The following is a 20,149-nucleotide window of genomic DNA, read 5'->3' on the forward strand; positions in this document are numbered from 1 at the left end:
TGCCGCGCCGGCCCGGTCTCCTACAGGGTGCGGGTGCGCGACGTGACGAATTTGTAGATCAGCAGCAGGAGCACTGCGCCGACCAGCGCTCCGAGGAACGAGTGGTTGATAGGCGGAGTGATGGTGAATTTGTGTGGCGGGAAGACCACGCTGCCCAGCGTGCCGCCGACATAGGCACCGACGATGCCGAGCAGTGCCGTGGCGATCCAGCCCATCGGCTGCCTGCCCGGCACGACGAGTCGCGCAATCAGTCCGACGATCAGTCCGAGAACGATCATTCCGATGATGTGCAGGACCATGACCAGCTCCTTCGGGTATTAACTTGTCGAGGGGACCCCGTCGTAGTACCCGGTGTGTATGCCGTCAATCGTGCAGAATCGGCGAATCTCCCCGCACAGCGCGGTAATTCAGCGCCGCTGCACCATGCCTACGAGCCACAGCAAAATCACCGAACCCAGGATGGCGGTGAAGAAGGTGAACCACCAGCCACCTGACGCGGTGTCGAAGGCGAAGCTCAGCAGGAACCCGCCGATCAGCGCGCCGACAATGCCGATCACGATGTTCATCAGGATGCCCGACCCGGCGCCCTTGACGATCTTGCCGGCAATCCAGCCCGCCAGCGCGCCGATGATGATGTAGCCGATCCATCCGACGCTGGTCAGCGTGGTGGAGCGGGCGAGAAATTCGGTCGCTGCCATGACGTTCATCAAGGTTCCTCTCCGATGGCAGGTCCAGCTCAGTCACTGGACCGTGCTATCGGTATACGCCTTCTGCGTAACGAATGGAGGAACGTTTCGGCCTAAGTTTCAGGCCGGTTGGGTGCTCCGCGGTTGCGTCGACGCCGGGCTCTGCGCGGCCGGTGCCTGAGCGGGCGCCGGTGCCGGAGCGGGCGCGGGGGCCGGGGCGCCGGGCTCGGCGGGTGCCGGTGCCGGGGCGCCCGGAACCGCTTCCGGAGGGGGAGCCGCGGGAGGAGTCCAGGGCCGGATCGACTCAGCCAGCGCCTTGGCCGCGTTCTTGTCCACGGGGTTGTTCGAGGTGCCCAGCCACACCACGAACCAGCGCTGCGGAGGGCCTGCGGTAGGCGTCGCGCCGGCCGGGGTGCCGACCACGCCGGTCCAGATCTGGCCGTTCGGCTTGGTGGTGTCGCTGAATTTCACTTCGTAGTACGACGCGCTGCCGGACACACCGTTGGCGTTGAGCGGAACGGTCTCCTGGTTGACCCGGGTACCGGGATACGGCATGAAGAACTCACCCATGTCCGATCCCAGCCGGACCGCGGCTTTCGGGTTGGTGGCCTCGGCGCTGGCGTAGAGCTTCTGGTCGAGCCGGCCCAGCACGATGCGGGTGTCATTGGCCACCGGCTGCGGCTGTCCGGGCATGGGCGCCTCGCCGGCCGCCTTACTCAGCAGGGCCGATCCGTAGTCCAGGTGGGAGGCGTCGGATTCCACCCACCCTGGCGGGACGATGAAGCTGAATCCGCCGACGGCGTTGGTCACCCGTCCGGCTTCCACAGCATTCGGGTCAGGCGGCGGCGGGGCGTTGGGGTCGGCCGGCGGCGGCACCGCGTTGGGATCGGCAGGCTGGGCGGTTGGGGTGGGGCTGGCTCCGGGCGCGGGCGAGGCACCCGGTGCGGGCGTGGCCGACGGGCTGGGGGTGGCCGCCGGAGCCCCGGCGGCCGGTGCCGGGGATGCGGGAGCGGGCGACGCAGGCGGCGCGACGGTGGGAGTCGGTGTAGGCGCCGGCTCTGGGTCGGCGCTGGAAGTTGCCGGCATCGCAATGGTGACGGCGGTCGCCGCGGCGATGGCCAGCGACGCCAGTAATCCCTTGCGGCGTGACGGGTTCGGGTCCACCTGGTGCATGGCGACGAACCTACCCTCTCGCCGGCCCGAAGCAAGGAAGGCCCAGCCGGTGTCTCGCATCTGAGGTCACGGCGCTATCTGTCGTCCAGCGCCGGGTACAGCGAAACCTCGGCCGCTTTGACGCTAAACCACGCGCGCCGGCCGGGCGTGAGCTGCAGTTCCGCCGCCGCGTCCGCGGTGATACTGGCGGCCAGCCCCGGCGCTCCGTCGGCCTGATCAGCCGCGCGCACCAGCACCGTCGGGCCGCGCGTGTCCAGCTCGCCCACTGTCACCTCCACGGTGTTGCGCGGGCTGCCGTGCGGCGGGTCCGAGTAGACGGCCACGCTCGCCGGGGCGAACACCGCGACCGCGTGCCGGCCCGGGGCCAGGGGCACATCGCCGGTACCGTGCCAGCGCAACCCGGACTGGGTGTGCAGCGTGCCGTCGGCTGCGATGGTGCCGCCGACCAGGTTGACGCCGGCGATCCGGGCACCGAAATGGCTCCTCGGCGCCGCCAGCACCTGGGCCACCGGCCCGGCCTCGGCGACTTTGCCGGACTCGAGCACCAGCACCCGGTCGGCCAGCGCGAACACATCGAGCAGGTCGTGAGTGATCAGGATGACCGCGCAGCCGGTGCGGCGGACCACGTCGCGCAGCACCGCCCGAATTGCCGTCGCCGCTGCCACATCCAGTCCGGTCAGCGGCTCGTCGAGTAGCAACAACTCCGGTTCGGCGGCCAGCGCCCGCGCGATCGCCACGCGCTGGGCCTGGCCCCCGGACAGCTGGCGCGGTCGGCGGTCGGCAAGATCTGCGGCATCGACCTCCCGCAGCCAGCGCAGCGCCGTCTCCCGGGCCCGGCGGGACGGAAGCATGCCGCCGCGACTGCGCGGTCCGAAGGCCACGTTGGCGACCACGCGCAGGTGCGGGAACAGCAACGGATCCTGCAGCAGCAGCCCCACCCGCCGGTCGTGGGTGGGCACCTGTACCCCGTGCGCGGTATCGGTCAACACCCGATCCCCCAGCCGCACCACACCGGAGTCCGGCCGCATCAGCCCGGCGATGACGTGCAGCGCCGTCGACTTACCCGCGCCGTTGGGGCCCAGCATGGCCAACACCTCGCCGGCGGCCACCGAGAATTCCACGTCCAGGCCCCGATCGGACACCACCGCACGCAGTCGCAGATCGCTCATCGCCGGCTACTACCTCGCGTCGGTCCCGGTCAGCCGGCGCGCGCCCAGGCCGAGCACCACCACAGCCGCGACCGCCACCAGCAGGAGCGACAGTGCCACAGCCGCGTCCGGGTCGGCCACGCGCTGCAGGTAGATCTCCAGCGGCAGCGTGCGCGTAACGCCCTGCAGGGAGCCGGCAAAAGTCAGTGTCGCGCCGAACTCCCCCAGCGACCGCGCGAACGCCAGCACCGCTCCGGAGGCCAGACCGGGCGCCAGCAGCGGCAGGGTGACCCGCCACCAGATCGCGGTGGGCCGCGCTCCGAGCGTCGCCGCCACGACTTCGTAGTCGGCTCCGGCGCTGCGGGCCGCGCCTTCCAGCGAGATCACCAGAAACGGCAGCGAGACGAACGTCTGCGCCAACACGACGGCCGTGGTCGTGAACGCAATGCTGATGCCTGCCGCTTCGAGGTAGCGCCCCACCAGGCCGAGCCGGCCGAAGGCGTACAGCAGGGCGATGCCACCCACGACCGGAGGCAGCACCAGCGGCAGCAGGATCACCGGTCGCAGCGCACGCACCGGACGCAACGGGCTGCGCGCCAGCACCAGCGCCATCGGAACACCTACTAGCACGCACAGCAGGGTGCTGGCCGCGGCGGTCTTCAGGCTCAGCAGCAGCGCCGTCGTCGAGGAATCACTACTGATCAATGCCCAGAAGTGGGTCCAGTCGACGTTGACCGCAACCGCCAGCAGCGGGAGGCCGACAAAGAGCGTGCCGGCCGCGGCCGGCAGGTAGACCCAGCGCGGCAGGTGGGATGGCGTGGACATCGCTACTCAGGGCTTGGCGAAGCCGGCCCGGTCCAGCACCCCTCTCCCGGCCGGGCCCGTCACCGCAGCCTGGAACTTCTCGGCCAGCGTCGTTTGCGGTGCCTTCTTGAGCACCGCGATCGGATAGACATTCACCGCCCGCGCGGCCTCGGGAAACGCGACCGTTGTGACTTTACTTCCGGCGTTCTTCGCGTCGGTGACGTAAACCAGAGCCGCATCGGCCTGACCGGTGATCACTTTGTCCAGTGCATCGGTGACACTGGGTTCCTCGCTGACGGGGTGCAGCTGCACGCCCGTGGTGTCCTCGATGCGGTGGGTAGCCGAGCCGCAGGGCACCGGTCGCTGACACACCACCACGCTCAGCCCGGGACGGGTGAGGTCGGCAAAGGAGCCGATGTTCTTCGGGTTGCCCGGCGCCGTGACGACGACCAGGGTGTTGGCTGCGAAGTTCGTCGCTGCAGCGGCCAGCATGCCCGCCTGCGCCACTCTGTCCATCTGCGCGGTGTCCGCGGAGGCGAACACGTCGGCGCCGGCGCCCTGGATCAACTGGGTCGCCAGCTCCGAGGAACCCGCAAAGTTGAAGGTCACGGTCACACCCGGGTTGTCCGACTGGAACTGCTCGCCGATCGAGGTGAAGACCTGTTTAAGCGAAGCGGCGGCGAACACCACGACCGACCGGGACTGCTGAGACTGCCGAGACCCGGAATCGCACGCCGTCAGGCTGCAGACCAGCAGCATCGTCACAAATCCGGCCAGCACCTGAATGCGACGCATCGGTCAAACCTAGCGCCGCGATGAAGCGGTCGAATAGTTATGCAATTGATCAGCGCGTCGCCTCGGCGCGTGGTTTCGTCGAATAGCTACTGTCCAGTAACATGGACCGCGCTGACGCCATAGCACGAGGAGGTCGTGGCAGTGGAGGTTGTGGTCACCGGTGGAGACACCGATCTGGGACGGGCAGTAGCCGAAAGTTTCCGTGACGACGGACACAAGGTCACTCTGGTGGGTGCCCGCGGTGGCGACCTGGAGGTCGTGGCCAAGGAACTGGACGTCGACGCGATCGTCTGCGACACGACCGACCCGGCCAGCCTCCAGGAGGCCCGGTCGCTGTTCCCCCACCACCTCGACACCATCGTCAACATCCCGGCTCCTACCTGGGACGCCGGTGACCCGCGCACCTACTCGCTGTCCGACACGGCCACCGCGTGGCGGCGGACGCTGGACGCAACCCTGCTCTCGGCGGTGCTGACGGTGCAGTGCGTGGGCGACCACCTGCGTTCCGGGGGGCACATCATCACCGTGCTGACCGAGAACCCGCCCGCGGGAAGTGTCGACGCCTCGATCAAGGCTGCCGTGTCCAGCTGGGTGAGCGGGCAGGCTGAGGTCTACGGCACCCGCGGGATCACGGTGAACGCCGTCGCCACTGGCCGTAGCGTCCAGGCCGGCTACGACGGTCTTTCGCGTACGCCCGCACCGGTCGCGGCGGAGATTGCCCGACTTTCGCTGTTTTTGACCACTCCGGCGGCCCGCCACATCACGGGGCAGACGCTGCACGTCAGTCACGGCGCACTCGCCCACTTCGCCTGAACCGGGTCTGCGGCCGGAAGCTACGGTAGTCACCGTGGCTATACGGCTTGGATTCCAGATTCCCAATTTCTCTTACGGAACCGGTGTCGAAAACCTGTTCCCCACCGTCATCGCGCAAGCCCGGGAAGCCGAATCGGCCGGCTACGACTCGCTTTTCGTGATGGACCACTTCTACCAACTGCCGATGCTTGGCACCCCGGATCAACCGATGCTCGAGGCGTATACGGCGCTGGGGGCGCTGGCCACCGCTACCGAGCGCATGCAACTCGGCACGCTGGTGACCGGAAACACCTACCGCAACCCGACCCTGCTGGCCAAGGTGATCACCACTCTCGACGTGGTCAGCGCCGGCCGCGCGGTGCTGGGGATCGGGGCCGGCTGGTTCGAACTCGAACACCGGCAGCTGGGCTTCGAATTCGGAACCTTCACCGACCGCTTCAACCGTCTCGAGGAAGCGATGCAGATCATCGACCCGATGATCAAGGGAGAGCGCCCGACGTTCTCCGGCCGGTGGTACTCCGCCGAGTCGGCGATGGCCGAACCCCGTTACCGCGAACGGATTCCGGTGCTGATCGGCGGTGGTGGCGAGAAGAAGACGTTCGGCATCGCGGCGCGTTACGCCGACCACCTCAACATCGTCGCGGCGTTCGCGGAACTGCCCCGCAAAATGGACGCCGTGAAGGCGCGCTGCGCGGAAGTGGGTCGAGACCCGGCCACCCTGGAAACCAGCATGATGCTGACGGTGATGGTCGACGAAAATGCCAAACCCGAACACCTTCCCGAGAATCTGACGGCCCGCATGGCGATCGGCAGCCCGGCTCAGATCGCCGAACAGGTTGAGGCCAAAGTGCTGGCCGCCGGCCTGGACGGCGCCATCATCAACATCCCGGGCGGTCACATCCCGGGTGCCATCACCAGCGTTGCGGAGGCGCTGCGCCCGCTGCTGGGCGGATAGGGAAAGCGAGGCCACTTAAGGCAATTCGCTGAGTGTGGCTAATTACACAGGCTCGCGGTTGGGTTTGTGCGGGTGGGTTGACTAGGCTTTGGGTAATAGCTAACTGCAGTCGTCCGCTCGAGGAGATCCGTCAGGAGCAGCGAGAACATGAGCCCGCAACAAGAACCCACAGTTGAACCGCGTCAGCGACACCGTGTCGTCATTATCGGATCGGGGTTCGGCGGACTCACGGCGGCAAAGAAGCTCAAGCGCGCTGACGTCGACATCAAGTTGATCGCGCGCACTACGCACCACCTGTTCCAGCCTTTGCTGTACCAAGTCGCCACCGGCATCATCTCCGAGGGTGAGATTGCGCCGACCACCCGCGTCATCCTGCGCAAGCAGCGCAATGTGCAGGTGCTGCTGGGCAACGTCACCCACATTGACCTGGCTCGCAAAGTCGTCATCTCGGAGTTGCTCGGACACACCTACGAGACGCCCTACGACAGCTTGATCGTGGCGGCCGGCGCCGGCCAGTCTTATTTCGGCAACGACCAATTCGCCGAATTCGCACCCGGCATGAAGACGATCGACGACGCGCTGGAGTTGCGCGGCCGAATTCTGAGTGCTTTCGAGCAGGCCGAACGGTCCAGCGACCCGGAGCGGCGCGCCAAGCTGCTCACCTTCACCGTCGTCGGCGCCGGTCCCACCGGCGTCGAAATGGCCGGGCAGATCGCCGAATTGGCGGAGCACACCCTGAAAGGCGCGTTCCGGCATATCGATTCGACGAGAGCGCGAGTGATCCTGCTTGATGCCGCGCCGGCCGTGCTGCCTCCCTTCGGAGAGAAGCTGGGCGAGCGGGCCGCCGCGCGGTTGGAGAAGCTGGGCGTCGAGATCCAGTTGGGCGCGATGGTCACCGACGTGGACCGCAACGGCATCACGGTCAAGGACGCCGATGGCACCGAGCGGCGCATCGAATCGGCTTGCAAGGTGTGGTCGGCCGGGGTGTCCGCCAGCAGGCTGGGCCGCGACCTCGCAGAGCAGTCCGACGTCGAACTCGACCGGGCCGGCCGGGTTCAGGTGCTGCCCGACCTGTCGATACCCGGGCACCCCAACGTCTTCGTCGTCGGCGACATGGCCGCGGTCGAGGGTGTTCCCGGCGTGGCGCAGGGAGCCATTCAGGGCGGCAAGTACGTCGCCAACAACATCAAGGCCGAGCTGGCGGGGGCCGACCCGTCCGAGCGGGAGCCGTTCGAGTACTTCGACAAGGGCTCGATGGCCACGGTGTCGCGGTTCTCCGCGGTCGCCAAGATCGGCCCGCTCGAGTTCAGCGGGTTCATCGCCTGGCTGATGTGGCTGGTGCTGCACCTTGTCTACCTGGTCGGGTTCAAGACCAAGGTCGCCACGCTGCTGTCGTGGACGGTGACGTTCCTGAGCACCCGGCGGGGTCAGCTGACGATCACCGATCAGCAGGCCTTCGCACGAACGCGGCTGGAACAACTCGCGGAGGCTGCCGCCGAGGCGCGCAGTTCCGGGGCCGTGACGCGAAAGGCCAGCTAGCCGGTCAGCCGATCGGCCTGCCAGGTGGTCAGCGTTCCGCCGCCGGCCGGCGTCAACATCCTGACGTCGGCTCCTACGGCGAATTGTGTTGTGAGACAGCGAAGCTCGCTGAAAGTCGCACGCGACGCGGTTTCAGACCTCAAGGTTCTGCAGGCGCACCTGACCCCGCGCCACGAGTCGGTCGTCCTCGTCGGTGATGGTGACCAGCCACAGCTGCTGGCGACGGCCGCGGTGGATCGGTTCGGCCTTGCCGTAGACCATGCCCGACTTGATGGCGCGCAGAAAGTCGGTGTTGTTGTTGACCCCCACCACATTGCCGCCGCCGTTGGCGGCCAGCCAGGTGTAGGCGGCCACGCTGGCCATGCTTTCGACCACGGAGCAGTAGACGCCGCCGTGGACCAGGCCCATCGGCTGCAGCAACTTCGGCTTGACCTCAAGTTGCGCGCGGGCGCTGTCAGGGGTCAGTTCGGTGAATTGCAGACCCAGTTCATTGTCGAACGCTGCAACGAATTCCTGCTCGGGCGCTGATGACACGCTTTGTGTCTACACCATTGGTGCAACGGTCCCTGAAGACAGGCGAGCCCCGTACACATGGCACGGGGCTCGCCGATCGAGGAGGCGCGGGGTCGCTGCAGCCCTCAGGACTCTCCGCTGCCGTCTTCGCTCGACCGGGTTCAGCATAGGCAAGGCTGCCCTAATTTCGCAAGCGTCGGTTGCGTAGTGTGGTGAATCGACGGCCCGATGGGTACGACACTCGGTAGTAAGCCGGAGTACGCTGGTTCTAACGCTCAGGAGATGAACTATGGCCAAGCTGACGCGGCTGGGGGATTTAGAACGCGCGGTGATGGACCACCTCTGGTCCACGCCGGAACCTCAGACTGTTCGCCAGGTGCACGAGGCGTTGTCGGCGCAGCGCGACCTGGCCTACACGACCGTCATGACCGTGCTGCAACGGTTGGCGAAGAAGAACCTGGTGTCCCAGATCCGGGATGACAGGGCCCATCGATATGCGCCGGTGCACGGGCGCGACGAACTGGTGGCCGGGTTGATGGTCGACGCGCTTGCCCAGGCCGAGGACTCCGGCAGTCGTCAGGCGGCGCTGGTGCACTTCGTCGAGCGGGTGGGTGCGGACGAGGCCGATGCGCTGCGCCGGGCGCTCGCCGAACTCGAAGCAAACCAACGCAATTCGCTATCCGCTGGACCTCCGGCCGACGACTGAGGGAGAATTACAGCGTGTCTGCGCTGGCCTTCACCATCCTTGCGGTGCTGCTGGCTGGGCCGACACCGGCAGTCCTGTCCCGCGCGAAGTGGCCGCTGCGGGCTCCCCGGGCCGCCATGGTGCTCTGGCAGGCGATCGCGCTCGCGGCGGTGCTGTCCACTTTCAGCGCCGGTATCGCCATCGCCAGCCGGTTGCTGATGCCCGGCCCGGACGGGCGGCCGACCGCCGGCATCGTCGATGCCGAGAGTCGCCTGGGCTGGCCGCTGTGGGCTGCCTACGTGACCGTCTTCGCACTGACCGTGCTGGTAGGGGCGCGCCTGATGGTGGCCGTGGTGCGGGTGGCCATCGCCACCCGGCGGCGCCGCGCGCACCATCGGATGGTTGTCGACCTGGTTGGCGTCAGCCATGATTCCGCCCTGTGCCAGCCCTGCGCCAGGGCCCGTGACCTGCGGGTCCTAGACGTCAAGCAACCCCTCGCCTACTGCCTGCCCGGGGTGCGCAGCCGGGTCGTGGTCAGTGAAGGCGCACTGGAAACACTCGCCGACACCGAAGTCGCTGCCATCCTCTCCCACGAGCGGGCTCACCTACGGGCCCGCCACGACCTGGTGTTGGAAGCGTTCACGGCCGTGCATGCCGCGTTCCCACGCCTGGTGCGCAGCGCGAACGCGCTGGGAGCCGTGCAATTGCTCGTAGAGCTGCTGGCCGATGATGCCGCGGTGCGCACGGTGGGTCGCACTCCCCTGGCCCGCGCCCTGGTGGCCTGTGCTTCCGGTCGCGCACCCTCGGGTGCACTGGCGGCGGGAGGACCCAGCACCGTATTGCGGGTCCGGCGGCTCTCCGGCCGGGGCAACAGCCCGCTGCTGTCGGCAGGCGCCTACCTGACCGCCGCGGCAGTGCTGGTGGTGCCCACGATCGCACTGGCCGTACCGTGGCTCACGGAGCTGCACCGGTTGGTCGCCTCGTAGGCACCGAGCCGAGCGTCGTGGAACGCTGGCGCGGCCGCTGTGCGACAGTATTTCCCAGGTTTCCTAGGTTTTCCCGGTTCTCCCACTGCTGGGCCCGACTGAGAGGCAGGACATGAGTTCGTCGGATTCGAAGACCGCGACCGCACAGATCGGTGTGACGGGGCTGGCCGTGATGGGATCGAACCTGGCCCGCAACTTCGCCCGGCATGGCTACACCGTGGCGCTGCACAACCGGTCGGTGGCCAAGACGGACGCGCTGCTGGACGAGCACGGCTCCGACGGCAACTTCGTACGTAGTGAGACGATCCCGGAATTCCTTGCCGCACTGGAAAAGCCGCGCAGGGTCATCATCATGGTCAAGGCCGGCGACCCCACCGACGCCGTCATCAATGAGCTCGCCGACGCCATGGAAGAGGGCGACATCATCATCGACGGCGGCAACGCGTTGTACACCGACACCATTCGCCGGGAGAAGGCCATTCGTGAGCGTGGTCTGCACTTCGTCGGCGCCGGCATCTCCGGTGGCGAGGAAGGCGCGCTGAACGGGCCGTCGATCATGCCCGGCGGACCCGCCGAGTCCTACGAGTCGCTCGGCCCGCTGCTCGAGGAGATCTCCGCGCACGTCGACGGCGTGCCCTGCTGCACGCACATCGGCCCCGACGGTGCGGGCCACTTCGTCAAGATGGTGCACAACGGCATCGAGTACTCCGACATGCAGCTGATCGGCGAGGCGTATCAACTGCTGCGCGACGGTCTGGGCAAGTCGGCGGGCGAGATCGCCGACGTTTTCGACGAATGGAACTCCGGTGATCTGGATAGCTTCCTCGTCGAGATCACCGCGCAGGTGCTGCGTCAGACGGACGCCAGGACCGGTAAGCCACTGGTCGACGTCATCGTCGACGAGGCCGAACAGAAGGGCACCGGCCGCTGGACGGTGAAGTCGGCGCTCGACCTCGGCGTGCCGGTGACGGGCATCGCCGAGGCAGTGTTCGCACGCGCGCTCTCGGGTTCGGTGGCCCAACGCAAGGCGACGACGGGCCTGGCCTCCGGTGAACTGGGTGACAAGCCGAGCGATGCAGCACAGTTCACCGAGGACGTCCGGCAGGCGCTCTACGCGTCGAAGATCATCGCCTACGCGCAGGGTTTCAACCAGATTCAGGCCGGCAGTGCCGAATACGACTGGGATATCACGCCGGGTGACCTGGCGACCATCTGGCGCGGCGGCTGCATCATCCGGGCGAAGTTCCTCAACCGCATCAAGGAGGCATTCGACGAGGACCCCGACCTGCCGTCCCTGATCGTCGCCCCCTACTTTCGCAGCGCAATCGAAGCTGCCATCGACAGCTGGCGGCGGGTGGTGGTGACCGCGACCCAGTTGGGTATCCCCATTCCGGGATTCTCCTCGGCGCTGTCCTATTACGACGGATTGCGCACCGAACGGCTTCCCGCCGCGCTGACCCAGGGCCTGCGCGACTTCTTCGGTGCGCACACTTACGGGCGCATCGATGAGGAGTCCGGCAAGAAGTTCCACACCCTGTGGAGCGGCGACCGAAGTGAAGTTCCTGCCTAGCGAGAGACGATGAAGTTTCTGGACGGGCACCGCCCGGCATTCGATCTGACCTACAACGATGTGTTCATCGTGCCGAGCCGGTCCGATATCGCGTCGAGGTTCGACGTCGACCTGTCCACCGTCGACGGCTCCGGCACCACGATCCCGGTCGTCGTCGCCAACATGACCGCGGTGGCGGGAAAGCGTATGGCCGAGACGGTGGCCCGCCGCGGCGGGATCGTGATCGTCCCGCAGGATCTACCCATCCCGGCGGTGCGGCAGACGGTGGAATTCGTCAAGAGTCGCGACCTGGTGCTCGACACTCCCGTGACGCTGGCGCCCGACGACTCGGTGTCCGACGCGATCGCGCTGATCCACAAGCGCGCCCACGGTGTCGCGGTGGTGGCCTTCGAGGGCCGGCCCATCGGGTTGGTCCGGGAATCGGCTTGCGTCGGCGTCGACCGATTCACCCGGGTGCGCGACATCGCCGTGACGGATTTCGTCACGGCGCCGGCCGGCACCGACCCGCGCAAGATCTTCGATCTGCTCGAACACGCGCCGATCGCTGTGGCGGTGCTGACCCACACCGACGGCACCCTGGCCGGGGTGCTGACGCGCACCTCCGCCGTCCGCACCGGCATCTACAGTCCCGCGCTCGACAGCAGCGGCCGACTCCGGGTCGGCGCCGCGGTCGGCATCAACGGCGAGGTCGCATCCAAGGCTCAGGCGCTGGTCGAGTCGGGGGTCGACGTCCTGGTCATCGATACCGCGCACGGACACCAGGTCAAGACGCTGGAGGCGATCAAGATGGTCGCGGCGCTGAATCTGGGTGTGCCACTGGTGGCCGGAAATGTTGTGTCGGCGCAGGGGACCCGGGATCTGCTCGAGGCGGGTGCCGACATCGTCAAGGTGGGCGTCGGGCCCGGTGCGATGTGCACCACCCGGATGATGACCGGCGTGGGTCGCCCGCAATTCTCTGCGGTGGTCGAATGCGCCTCAGCGGCAAGGGAATTGGGTGGCCACGTATGGGCGGACGGCGGAATCCGGCACCCGCGCGATGTGGCCCTGGCGCTGGCCGCCGGAGCTTCGAATGTGATGATCGGGTCGTGGTTCGCCGGCACCTACGAATCGCCGGGCGACCTGATGCGTGACCGAGACAACCAGCCGTACAAGGAGAGCTACGGCATGGCGTCCAAGCGGGCCGTGGTCGCCCGCTCCGGTGCGGAAAGTCAGTTCGACCGGGCGCGCAAGGCGCTGTTCGAAGAGGGCATCTCCACGTCCCGGATGGGGCTGGACCCCGACCGCGGCGGCGTCGAGGACCTGATCGACCACATCACTTCCGGCGTGCGCAGCACATGCACCTATGTGGGCGCCGCGAACCTGGAGGAATTGCACGAGCGGGCGGTGGTCGGAGTGCAGTCCGCCGCCGGCTTCGCTGAAGGGCATCCGTTGCCCACCGGCTGGTGAAGGGCTGATGAACCATTCCGGCACCGTGCTGAGCGTGCTGGCCATTCTGGCACTGACGTTCGGCACCGCGGTCTTCGTCGCTTCTGAGTTCTCGCTGACCGCGCTGGACCGCAGCACCGTGGAAGCCAACGCGCGCAGCGGGGGCGGCCGGGACCGGTTGATCCGACGGGCCCACCGCAGGTTGTCGTTCCAGCTCTCGGGCGCACAGTTGGGCATTTCCATCACGACGCTGGCCACCGGTTATCTGACCGAGCCGCTGGTCGCCGCGCTGCCTCATCCGTGGCTGGACGCGATCGGCGTCTCGGACAAACTGGCCGACACCATCACCACCGTGCTGGCGCTGGTGGTCGTGACGTCGGTGTCGATGGTGTTCGGCGAACTGGTGCCCAAATACCTGGGCGTCGCGCGTCCGTTGCCGACCGCTCGCGCCGTCGTGTTGCCGCAATGGCTGTTCTCGGTGCTGTTCACTCCGGCGATCCGGATGACCAACGGGGCGGCGAACTGGCTGGTGCGGCGGCTGGGTATCGAACCGGCCGAGGAGCTGCGCTCGGCGCGCACGCCCCAGGAACTGGTCTCGCTGGTACGGACCTCGGCACGGCGCGGCTCGCTGGACGACATGACCGCGTCGCTGATGCACCGCTCATTGCAGTTCGGCACCCGAACCGCCGAGGAGCTGATGACCCCGCGGTCCAAGATCGTCGCCCTGCAGACCGACGACACCGTCGTCGATCTGGTTGCCGCGGTCGCCGCCACCGGTTTCTCCCGTTTCCCGGTCGTGCAGGGTGACCTGGACGAGACCGTCGGCATCGTGCACGTCAAGCAGGCCTTCCAGGTGCCCGCGGCGCAACGGGCGCGCACCCTGCTGCGGACGGTGGCCAAACCGGTCGCCGTGGTGCCCTCCACGCTGGACGGCGACGCGGTGATGGCCCAGATCCGCGCCAACTCGTTGCAGACCGCGATGGTTGTCGACGAGTACGGCGGCACCGCGGGCATGGTGACGGTCGAGGACCTGATCGAGGAGATCGTCGGTGACGTGCGCGATGAGCACGACGACGCGACGCCGGACGTGGTGGCCTACGGCAGCGGGTGGCGGGTGTCGGGTCTGCTGCGCATCGACGAAGTGCAGACCGCGATCGGCTACCGGGCTCCGGAAGGCCCGTATGAGACGATCGGCGGCCTGGTGCTGCGCGAGCTCGGGCACATGCCGGTGGCCGGCGAGACGGTCGAGATTCCCGCCCTGAACCGGGACGGGCTGCCCGATGAAACGATGCGCTGGCAGGCCAAGGTGGTCCGGCTGGACGGTCGTCGGCTGGACCTGCTGGAACTCAAGGAACTGCCCCGGTCGAATGGGGACGAGCGATGAACTCGATCGTGGCGGTGCTGCTGGCGATCCTGCTGATCGCGCTCAACGCCTTTTTCGTCGGCGCGGAATTCGCCATGATCTCCGCCCGCCGGGACCGGTTGGAGGCACTGGCCGAGCAGGGCAGGGCGAGTGCGGTCACCGTCATCCGCGCCGGCGAGCAGCTGCCCGCGATGCTGGCCGGCGCTCAACTCGGCGTCACGGTGGCTTCGCTGCTGCTCGGGCGGATCGCCGAACCTGCGGTCGCCTCGTTATTGCGGTCGGCGTTCGAGCTGACCGGCGTGCATCCCGCCCTGGTGCACACGCTGGCTTTCATTCTGGCGTTGGGCCTGGTGGTGACGCTGCACGTGCTGCTGGGCGAGATGGTGCCCAAGAACATCGCACTGGCCGGTCCGGAACGCACCGCGATGTTGCTGGTCCCGGCTTACCTGCCCTACGTGCGCGCCGCGCGGCCGGTCATCGTCTTCTACAACAAATGCGCGAACGGGATCCTGCGGCTGCTGGGCGTGCAACCCAAAGAGGAACTCGACATCACGGTGTCGACCGCGGAGTTGTCGGAGCTCATTGCCGAGTCGCTGTCGGAAGGTCTGCTCGACAAGGAGGAGCACGTCCGGTTGACCCGCGCACTGCGGGTACGTACCCGGGTGGTCGGAGACGTCGCGGTTCCACTGGCGCGAGTGCACGCGGTCCCGGTGGCCGCGGCCGGCACCGGACCCACCATCGGCGCCGTCGAGCAGGCTCTGGCTCAAACGGGCTACTCCCGTTTTCCGGTGGTCGACGCTGCCGGCAACTACATCGGCTATCTGCACATCAAGGATGTGCTTGCCCTGGGTGACAATCCGCACACGGTGATCGGCCAGGCGCTGGTGCGTCCGCTGCCGACGATTCCGCAGGCGCTGGGGTTGCCGGAGGCGCTGTCGCGGATGCGCCGCAGCAACAGCCACCTCGCGCTGGTGACAGCCGATGACGGTGAAGTGGTCGCGCTGGTGGCGCTGGAGGATCTGGTGGAGGACCTCGTCGGCAGCATGCGCGACCGCGCGCCCCGGGAGTGATCGACAAGCCCGTATGATCTGAGCGGCCGCGGGTACCAGACAAGTGCTGCAGGGAACGAAATCCCCTGTGTCCGCGTTGCCAGAAAGCGATTCACATGGCCCGCCGCGTTGCTGCGGGCGAAGCAGTCAGCGCGCCGTGACCTGGCATTGAGGGTCGGCCGGGCTAGGCTCGTCGAGCTACCCATCGGTAGTCTGAGGGTAGCTAGTCGGCCGGTTTGGACGTGGTTCGGCGAGGTTGGTGAGGGGCCGGTAAGGCCATTACGGAGGAGAACAATGACCGATCGGGTGACCGAAGGCAACTTGCGCGTGGCTCGGGTGCTCTATGACTTCGTGAACAACGAGGCGCTGCCCGGCACCGGTATCGACCCGGACAGCTTCTGGGCGGGTGTCGACAAAGTCGTCACCGACCTCACCCCCCGCAACCAGGAACTGCTGGCGACTCGCGACGAGCTGCAGGCCCAGATCGACAGGTGGCACAAGCAGCGGGTGATCGCGCCGGTCGACCAGGACGCCTACCGGCAGTTCCTCACCGAGATCGGCTACCTGCAGCCGGAACCGGACGACTTCACCATCACCACCTCCGGCGTCGACGACGAGATCACCACCACGGCCGGTCCGCAGCTGGTGGTGCCGGTGCTCAACGCGCGCTTCGCGCTCAACGCGGCCAATGCGCGGTGGGGCTCGCTGTATGACGCGCTGTACGGCACCGATGTCATCCCGGAGGACGACGGAGCCGAGAAGGGCTCGGGCTACAACAAGGTGCGCGGCGACAAGGTCATCGCCTACGCCCGCAAGTTCCTCGACGGCGCCGTGCCGCTGGCCTCGGGCTCCTGGACCGACGCCACGGGCCTGAGCATCGAGGACGGCCAGCTGCAGGTTGCGCTGGGATCCGACTCGACCGGCCTGGCCGCCCCCGAGAAGTTCGTCGGTTACTCCGGCGAGCTGGGCTCACCGAGCTGGTCGGTGCTGTTGGTCAACAACGGCCTGCACATCGAGATCCTGATCGACCCGCAGTCGCCGATCGGCCAGACCGACGCCGCAGGCATCAAGGACGTGATCCTGGAGTCTGCGATCACCACGATCATGGACTTCGAGGACTCGGTGACCGCCGTCGACGCCGATGACAAGGTGCTCGGCTACCGCAACTGGCTCGGCCTGAACCGCGGCGACCTGTCTGAAGAGGTCAGCAAGGACGGCAAGACCTTCACCCGCGTGCTCAACCCGGACCGGACCTACGCCACGCCCGACGGCGGGGAGCTGACACTGCCCGGTCGCAGCCTGCTGTTCGTGCGCAACGTGGGTCATCTGATGACCAACGACGCCATCGTCGACGCCGACGGGAACGAGGTTCCGGAGGGCATCCAGGACGCGCTGTTCACCGGGCTGATCGCCATCCACGGTCTGCGCACCGGTGACGACAACGGACCGCTGCAGAACAGCCGCACGGGTTCGGTGTACATCGTGAAGCCGAAGATGCACGGTCCCGAAGAAGTGGCGTTCACCTGCGAGCTGTTCAGCCGCGTCGAGGACGTGCTCGGATTGCCGCAGGCCACCCTCAAGGTCGGTATCATGGACGAGGAGCGGCGGACCACCGTCAACCTCAAGGCCTGCATCAAGGCCGCCGCCGACCGCGTCGTCTTCATCAACACCGGATTCCTGGACCGCACCGGCGACGAGATCCACACCTCGATGGAAGCCGGCCCGATGATCCGCAAGGGCGCGATGAAGAACAGCACCTGGATCAAGGCCTACGAGGACGCCAACGTCGACACCGGTCTGGCCGCCGGCTTCAAGGGCAAGGCTCAGATCGGCAAGGGCATGTGGGCCATGACCGAGTTGATGGCCGACATGGTCGAGCAGAAGATCGGTCAGCCCAAGGCCGGCGCCACCACCGCCTGGGTGCCTTCGCCCACCGCGGCCACGCTGCACGCGATGCACTACCACCAGGTGGACGTCTCGGCAGTCCAGGACGAACTCGCGGGCAAGAAGCGGACCACCCTGGACGAGTTGCTGACCATTCCGCTGGCCAAGGAGCTGGCCTGGGCGCCGGAGGAGATTCGCGAGGAGGTCGACAACAACTGTCAGTCGATCCTGGGCTACGTGGTGCGCTGGGTGGAACAGGGCGTCGGTTGTTCGAAGGTGCCCGACATCCATAACGTCGCGCTGATGGAAGACCGCGCCACCCTGCGCATCTCGAGTCAGCTGCTGGCCAACTGGCTGCGCCACGGGGTGATCACCAGCGAGGACGTGCGGGCCAGCCTGGAGCGGATGGCGCCGCTCGTCGACAAGCAGAACGAGGGCGACCGGGCCTACCGGCCGATGGCGCCGAACTTCGACGACAGCATCGCCTTCCTGGCTGCCCAGGAACTGATCCTGTCCGGTGGCCAGCAGCCCAACGGCTACACCGAGCCGATCCTGCACCGGCGTCGTCGGGAGTTCAAGGCTCGCGCGGGTGCGTGATGTGCCCCTGACGGGCGGCAACCTGCACACGATTCCAGGGAAAGGACGCAGACACCGGCATGGGTAGGCACAGCAAGCCCGACTCCGGGGATTCCCTACCCGATCGCGAGCCCGAGCGGTTCGACGAACCGGAGCAGTTCAACGAACCCGAGCGGTTTGACCAGCCCGGTCAGTATGACGAGCCCGGTCCCTTCGCGGAGGGACGCCCGTCCGACGAGCCACCTGCCACCGAACCGCCCGCCGGCACCTGGGGTGTGGGCCGATTCGAGGACGAATACGCGGAACCCGCTGCCGACGACTACCCCGAATTCGGGTACCGCCCGGGCGGCGCCGAACCGCCGGCTGCGCAGGAACCGGCGGCCGAGGAGCCGCCGGCGGCAACTCCCCCGCCGCCGCTGTTCCGGGCCAGCCACCGCGGTCTGCGGGATTGGCAGGGCGGGCACCGCAGTGCCGGCGGCCGGCGCGGTGTCAGCATCGGTGTGATCGTCGCGCTGGTCACCGTCGTCGTCGTGGTTGCCGGGGTGATCCTGTGGCAGTTCTTCGGAGACGCGTTGTCGCACCGTTCGCACACGGCCGCCGCGAACTGCGTAGGAGGCAAAGATGCCGTCGCCGTCCTGGCCGACCCCTCGATCGCCGACCAGGTGAAAGAGCTCGCCGACGGCTACAACAAGCAAGCGGGACCCATCGGCGATCGCTGCGTCGACGTCACGGTCAAATCGGCCAACTCCGACGCCGTCATCAGCGGCTTCATCGGCAAGTGGCCGGCTGAGCTGGGTAGCCAGCCCGGCCTGTGGATTCCCGGTAGCTCCGTCTCGGCGGCCCGGCTGTCCGGTGCGGCGGGGCAGAAGATCATCAGCGACAGTCGCTCGCTGGTGACCTCGCCGGTGCTGCTGGCGATCCGGCCCGAGTTCAGCCAGCCCCTGTCCAAACAGAACTGGGCGGCTCTGCCTGGTCTGCAATCGAACCCGACGTCCATGGGCAACTGGGGATCGCTGCGGCTGGCCCTGCCGGTCGGCGGCAACGGTGACGCGTCGTTCCTGGCCGGAGAAGCCATCGCCGCGGCGTCGGCACCTCCCGGCGCGCCGCCGACATCCGGTAGCGCCGCTGTGCGCACGCTGGTGGGTGGGCAACCCAAACTGCCCGACGATTCCCTCAACGAGGCGATGAACGCCCTACTCAAGCCGGGTACCAAGGCCGAGGAGGTGGCGGCCGCTCCGGTGCATGCCGTCATCACCACCGAGCAGCAGTTGTTCGCGCGCGGCCAATCGCTGCAGGATGCCAAGAGCAAGTTGGGATCCTGGACTCCGCCCGGGGCGGTCCCGGTGGCCGACTATCCGACCGTGTTGCTCAGCGGCTCCTGGCTGAAGCAGGAACAGACCACTGCCGCCAGCGCCTTCGCGCGGTACATGCACACCCCCGAGCAACTCGCGAAGCTGGCCAAGGCCGGTTTCCGGGTCAACGGTGTCGCACCGCCGAGCAGCCCGGTGACCAGTTTCGCGGCGCTGCCCTCCACCCTTTCGGTGGGAGACGACGCCCTGCGCGCCACCCTGGCCGACACCATGGCGACCCCGTCGACCGGGGTCGCCGCCACGATCATGCTCGACCAGTCGCTGCCGAACGACGACGGCGGCGGCAAGACCCGGCTGGCGAATGTGATCGCCGCGCTCGACAGCCGGATCAAGGCGCTGCCGCCCAGCACGGTCATCGGATTGTGGACGTTCGACGGGCATGAAGGACGCGCCGAAGTGCCGGCCGGGCCGCTGGCCGATCAGGTCAACGGTCAGCCCCGCTCGACGGCGCTGGCGGCCGCGCTGGACAAACAGTATTCGTCCGGCGGCGGAGCCGTGTCGTTCACCACGCTGCGCATGATCTACCAGGAGATGTTGGCCAATTACCGTGCAGGCCAACAGAATTCGATTCTGGTGATCACCGCGGGCCCGCACACCGACCAGAGCCTCGACGGTCCCGGATTGCAGGATTTCATCAAGAACAGCGCAGACCCGGCCAGGCCCGTCGCCGTCAACGTGATCGACTTCGGTGCGGATCCGGACCGCGCCACCTGGGAGGCGGTCGCCCGGCTCAGCGGCGGCAACTACCAGAACCTGCCGACCTCGGCCGGACCGGACCTGGGCACTGCCGTCAACAACTTCTTGAGCTGAGGCGA

18 protein-coding genes are annotated in these 20,149 nt (G+C 67.5%); 11 read left to right on the forward strand and 7 right to left on the reverse strand.

All coding sequences use genetic code 11. The features are described from left to right. Positions 1-20: 20 nt before the first annotated feature. From QXH22_RS21145 to modA, 6 genes are all read right to left on the reverse strand, one after another. Positions 21-299, reverse strand: a complete 279-nt coding sequence (locus QXH22_RS21145; RefSeq protein WP_306240455.1) for a GlsB/YeaQ/YmgE family stress response membrane protein — start codon at positions 297-299, stop codon at positions 21-23. Between the two features lie 108 nt (positions 300-407). Then, positions 408-707, reverse strand: a complete 300-nt coding sequence (locus QXH22_RS21150; RefSeq protein WP_306240456.1) for a GlsB/YeaQ/YmgE family stress response membrane protein — start codon at positions 705-707, stop codon at positions 408-410. Between the two features lie 99 nt (positions 708-806). Beyond that, on the reverse strand, positions 807-1,859 hold the full coding sequence (locus tag QXH22_RS21155; RefSeq protein ID WP_306276861.1) for an alanine and proline-rich secreted protein Apa: 1,053 nt from the start codon (positions 1,857-1,859) through the stop codon (positions 807-809). 74 nt (positions 1,860-1,933) lie between these two features. After that, positions 1,934-3,028, reverse strand: a complete 1,095-nt coding sequence (locus tag QXH22_RS21160) for a sulfate/molybdate ABC transporter ATP-binding protein (protein ID WP_306276862.1) — start codon at positions 3,026-3,028, stop codon at positions 1,934-1,936. Between the two features lie 9 nt (positions 3,029-3,037). Continuing rightward, a complete protein-coding gene (locus QXH22_RS21165; protein WP_306276863.1) occupies positions 3,038-3,832 on the reverse strand; it encodes an ABC transporter permease in 795 nt (264 codons plus the stop codon). Between the two features lie 6 nt (positions 3,833-3,838). Beyond that, positions 3,839-4,606 carry a molybdate ABC transporter substrate-binding protein gene (gene modA, locus QXH22_RS21170; protein WP_306240460.1) on the reverse strand — a complete coding sequence of 256 codons (768 nt, stop codon included), beginning with the start codon at positions 4,604-4,606 and terminating at the stop codon, positions 3,839-3,841. Between the two features lie 135 nt (positions 4,607-4,741). On the opposite strand from modA, the gene QXH22_RS21175 reads away from it, so the two are divergent. The 3 genes from QXH22_RS21175 to QXH22_RS21185 all read left to right on the forward strand — a co-directional run bounded on the left by QXH22_RS21175 (position 4,742) and on the right by QXH22_RS21185 (position 7,913). Then, the gene (locus tag QXH22_RS21175) at positions 4,742-5,419 is read left to right on the forward strand and encodes an SDR family oxidoreductase (protein ID WP_306276864.1); all 678 of its coding nucleotides are present in this window, start codon (positions 4,742-4,744) and stop codon (positions 5,417-5,419) included. A gap of 34 nt (positions 5,420-5,453) precedes the next feature. Further along, positions 5,454-6,374, forward strand: coding sequence for an LLM class F420-dependent oxidoreductase (locus QXH22_RS21180; protein WP_306276865.1), 921 nt, complete (start codon positions 5,454-5,456; stop codon positions 6,372-6,374). Between the two features lie 147 nt (positions 6,375-6,521). Next, the gene (locus QXH22_RS21185) at positions 6,522-7,913 is read left to right on the forward strand and encodes an NAD(P)/FAD-dependent oxidoreductase (protein ID WP_306240463.1); all 1,392 of its coding nucleotides are present in this window, start codon (positions 6,522-6,524) and stop codon (positions 7,911-7,913) included. 132 nt (positions 7,914-8,045) lie between these two features. Here the strand turns inward: QXH22_RS21185 and QXH22_RS21190 are convergent, their stop codons facing one another. Next, a complete protein-coding gene (locus QXH22_RS21190) occupies positions 8,046-8,447 on the reverse strand; it encodes a PaaI family thioesterase (protein ID WP_306276866.1) in 402 nt (133 codons plus the stop codon). Between the two features lie 268 nt (positions 8,448-8,715). On the opposite strand from QXH22_RS21190, the gene QXH22_RS21195 reads away from it, so the two are divergent. From QXH22_RS21195 to QXH22_RS21230, 8 genes are all read left to right on the forward strand, one after another. Then, positions 8,716-9,132: a BlaI/MecI/CopY family transcriptional regulator gene (locus QXH22_RS21195; RefSeq protein WP_306240465.1), complete on the forward strand. Its 417-nt coding sequence runs from the start codon at positions 8,716-8,718 to the stop codon at positions 9,130-9,132. Positions 9,133-9,146: 14 nt separating this feature from the next. Next, positions 9,147-10,097 (forward strand): M56 family metallopeptidase, encoded by a 951-nt coding sequence (locus QXH22_RS21200; protein WP_306240466.1) that lies wholly within the window; start codon positions 9,147-9,149, stop codon positions 10,095-10,097. Between the two features lie 112 nt (positions 10,098-10,209). Next, entirely contained in the window at positions 10,210-11,667 is a 1,458-nt protein-coding gene (gene gndA / locus QXH22_RS21205) for an NADP-dependent phosphogluconate dehydrogenase (RefSeq protein ID WP_306240467.1), read from the forward strand. A 9-nt stretch (positions 11,668-11,676) separates the two neighbouring features. Beyond that, on the forward strand, positions 11,677-13,113 hold the full coding sequence (locus QXH22_RS21210) for a GuaB1 family IMP dehydrogenase-related protein (RefSeq protein WP_306276867.1): 1,437 nt from the start codon (positions 11,677-11,679) through the stop codon (positions 13,111-13,113). Between the two features lie 7 nt (positions 13,114-13,120). Continuing rightward, positions 13,121-14,476 (forward strand): hemolysin family protein, encoded by a 1,356-nt coding sequence (locus QXH22_RS21215; protein ID WP_306276868.1) that lies wholly within the window; start codon positions 13,121-13,123, stop codon positions 14,474-14,476. Next, positions 14,473-15,525 (forward strand): hemolysin family protein, encoded by a 1,053-nt coding sequence (locus QXH22_RS21220; RefSeq protein WP_306240470.1) that lies wholly within the window; start codon positions 14,473-14,475, stop codon positions 15,523-15,525. The genes QXH22_RS21215 and QXH22_RS21220 overlap by 4 nt, the downstream gene beginning before the upstream one ends. 273 nt (positions 15,526-15,798) lie before the next feature. Then, positions 15,799-17,985, forward strand: a complete 2,187-nt coding sequence (locus tag QXH22_RS21225) for a malate synthase G (RefSeq protein WP_306240471.1) — start codon at positions 15,799-15,801, stop codon at positions 17,983-17,985. 59 nt (positions 17,986-18,044) lie between these two features. Beyond that, complete coding sequence (locus QXH22_RS21230; RefSeq protein WP_306276869.1) at positions 18,045-20,144, forward strand: substrate-binding domain-containing protein; 2,100 nt, start codon at positions 18,045-18,047, stop codon at positions 20,142-20,144. The last annotated feature ends 5 nt before the right edge of the window (positions 20,145-20,149 follow it).

Source organism: Mycobacterium sp. TY814, assembly GCF_030755175.1.
Taxonomy (GTDB): Bacteria; Actinomycetota; Actinomycetes; order Mycobacteriales; family Mycobacteriaceae; genus Mycobacterium.

Coding starts and splice junctions, on each gene's coding strand:
- QXH22_RS21165 (WP_306276863.1), bottom strand. CDS start 3,832: ATGTCCACGCCATCCCACCTGCCGCGCTGGGTCTACCTGCCGGCCGCG.
- QXH22_RS21210 (WP_306276867.1), top strand. CDS start 11,677: ATGAAGTTTCTGGACGGGCACCGCCCGGCATTCGATCTGACCTACAAC.
- QXH22_RS21225 (WP_306240471.1), top strand. CDS start 15,799: ATGACCGATCGGGTGACCGAAGGCAACTTGCGCGTGGCTCGGGTGCTC.
- QXH22_RS21160 (WP_306276862.1), bottom strand. CDS start 3,028: ATGAGCGATCTGCGACTGCGTGCGGTGGTGTCCGATCGGGGCCTGGAC.
- QXH22_RS21150 (WP_306240456.1), bottom strand. CDS start 707: ATGAACGTCATGGCAGCGACCGAATTTCTCGCCCGCTCCACCACGCTG.
- QXH22_RS21185 (WP_306240463.1), top strand. CDS start 6,522: ATGAGCCCGCAACAAGAACCCACAGTTGAACCGCGTCAGCGACACCGT.
- QXH22_RS21220 (WP_306240470.1), top strand. CDS start 14,473: ATGAACTCGATCGTGGCGGTGCTGCTGGCGATCCTGCTGATCGCGCTC.
- QXH22_RS21195 (WP_306240465.1), top strand. CDS start 8,716: ATGGCCAAGCTGACGCGGCTGGGGGATTTAGAACGCGCGGTGATGGAC.
- QXH22_RS21230 (WP_306276869.1), top strand. CDS start 18,045: ATGGGTAGGCACAGCAAGCCCGACTCCGGGGATTCCCTACCCGATCGC.
- modA (WP_306240460.1), bottom strand. CDS start 4,606: ATGCGTCGCATTCAGGTGCTGGCCGGATTTGTGACGATGCTGCTGGTC.
- QXH22_RS21155 (WP_306276861.1), bottom strand. CDS start 1,859: ATGCACCAGGTGGACCCGAACCCGTCACGCCGCAAGGGATTACTGGCG.
- QXH22_RS21145 (WP_306240455.1), bottom strand. CDS start 299: ATGGTCCTGCACATCATCGGAATGATCGTTCTCGGACTGATCGTCGGA.
- gndA (WP_306240467.1), top strand. CDS start 10,210: ATGAGTTCGTCGGATTCGAAGACCGCGACCGCACAGATCGGTGTGACG.
- QXH22_RS21215 (WP_306276868.1), top strand. CDS start 13,121: ATGAACCATTCCGGCACCGTGCTGAGCGTGCTGGCCATTCTGGCACTG.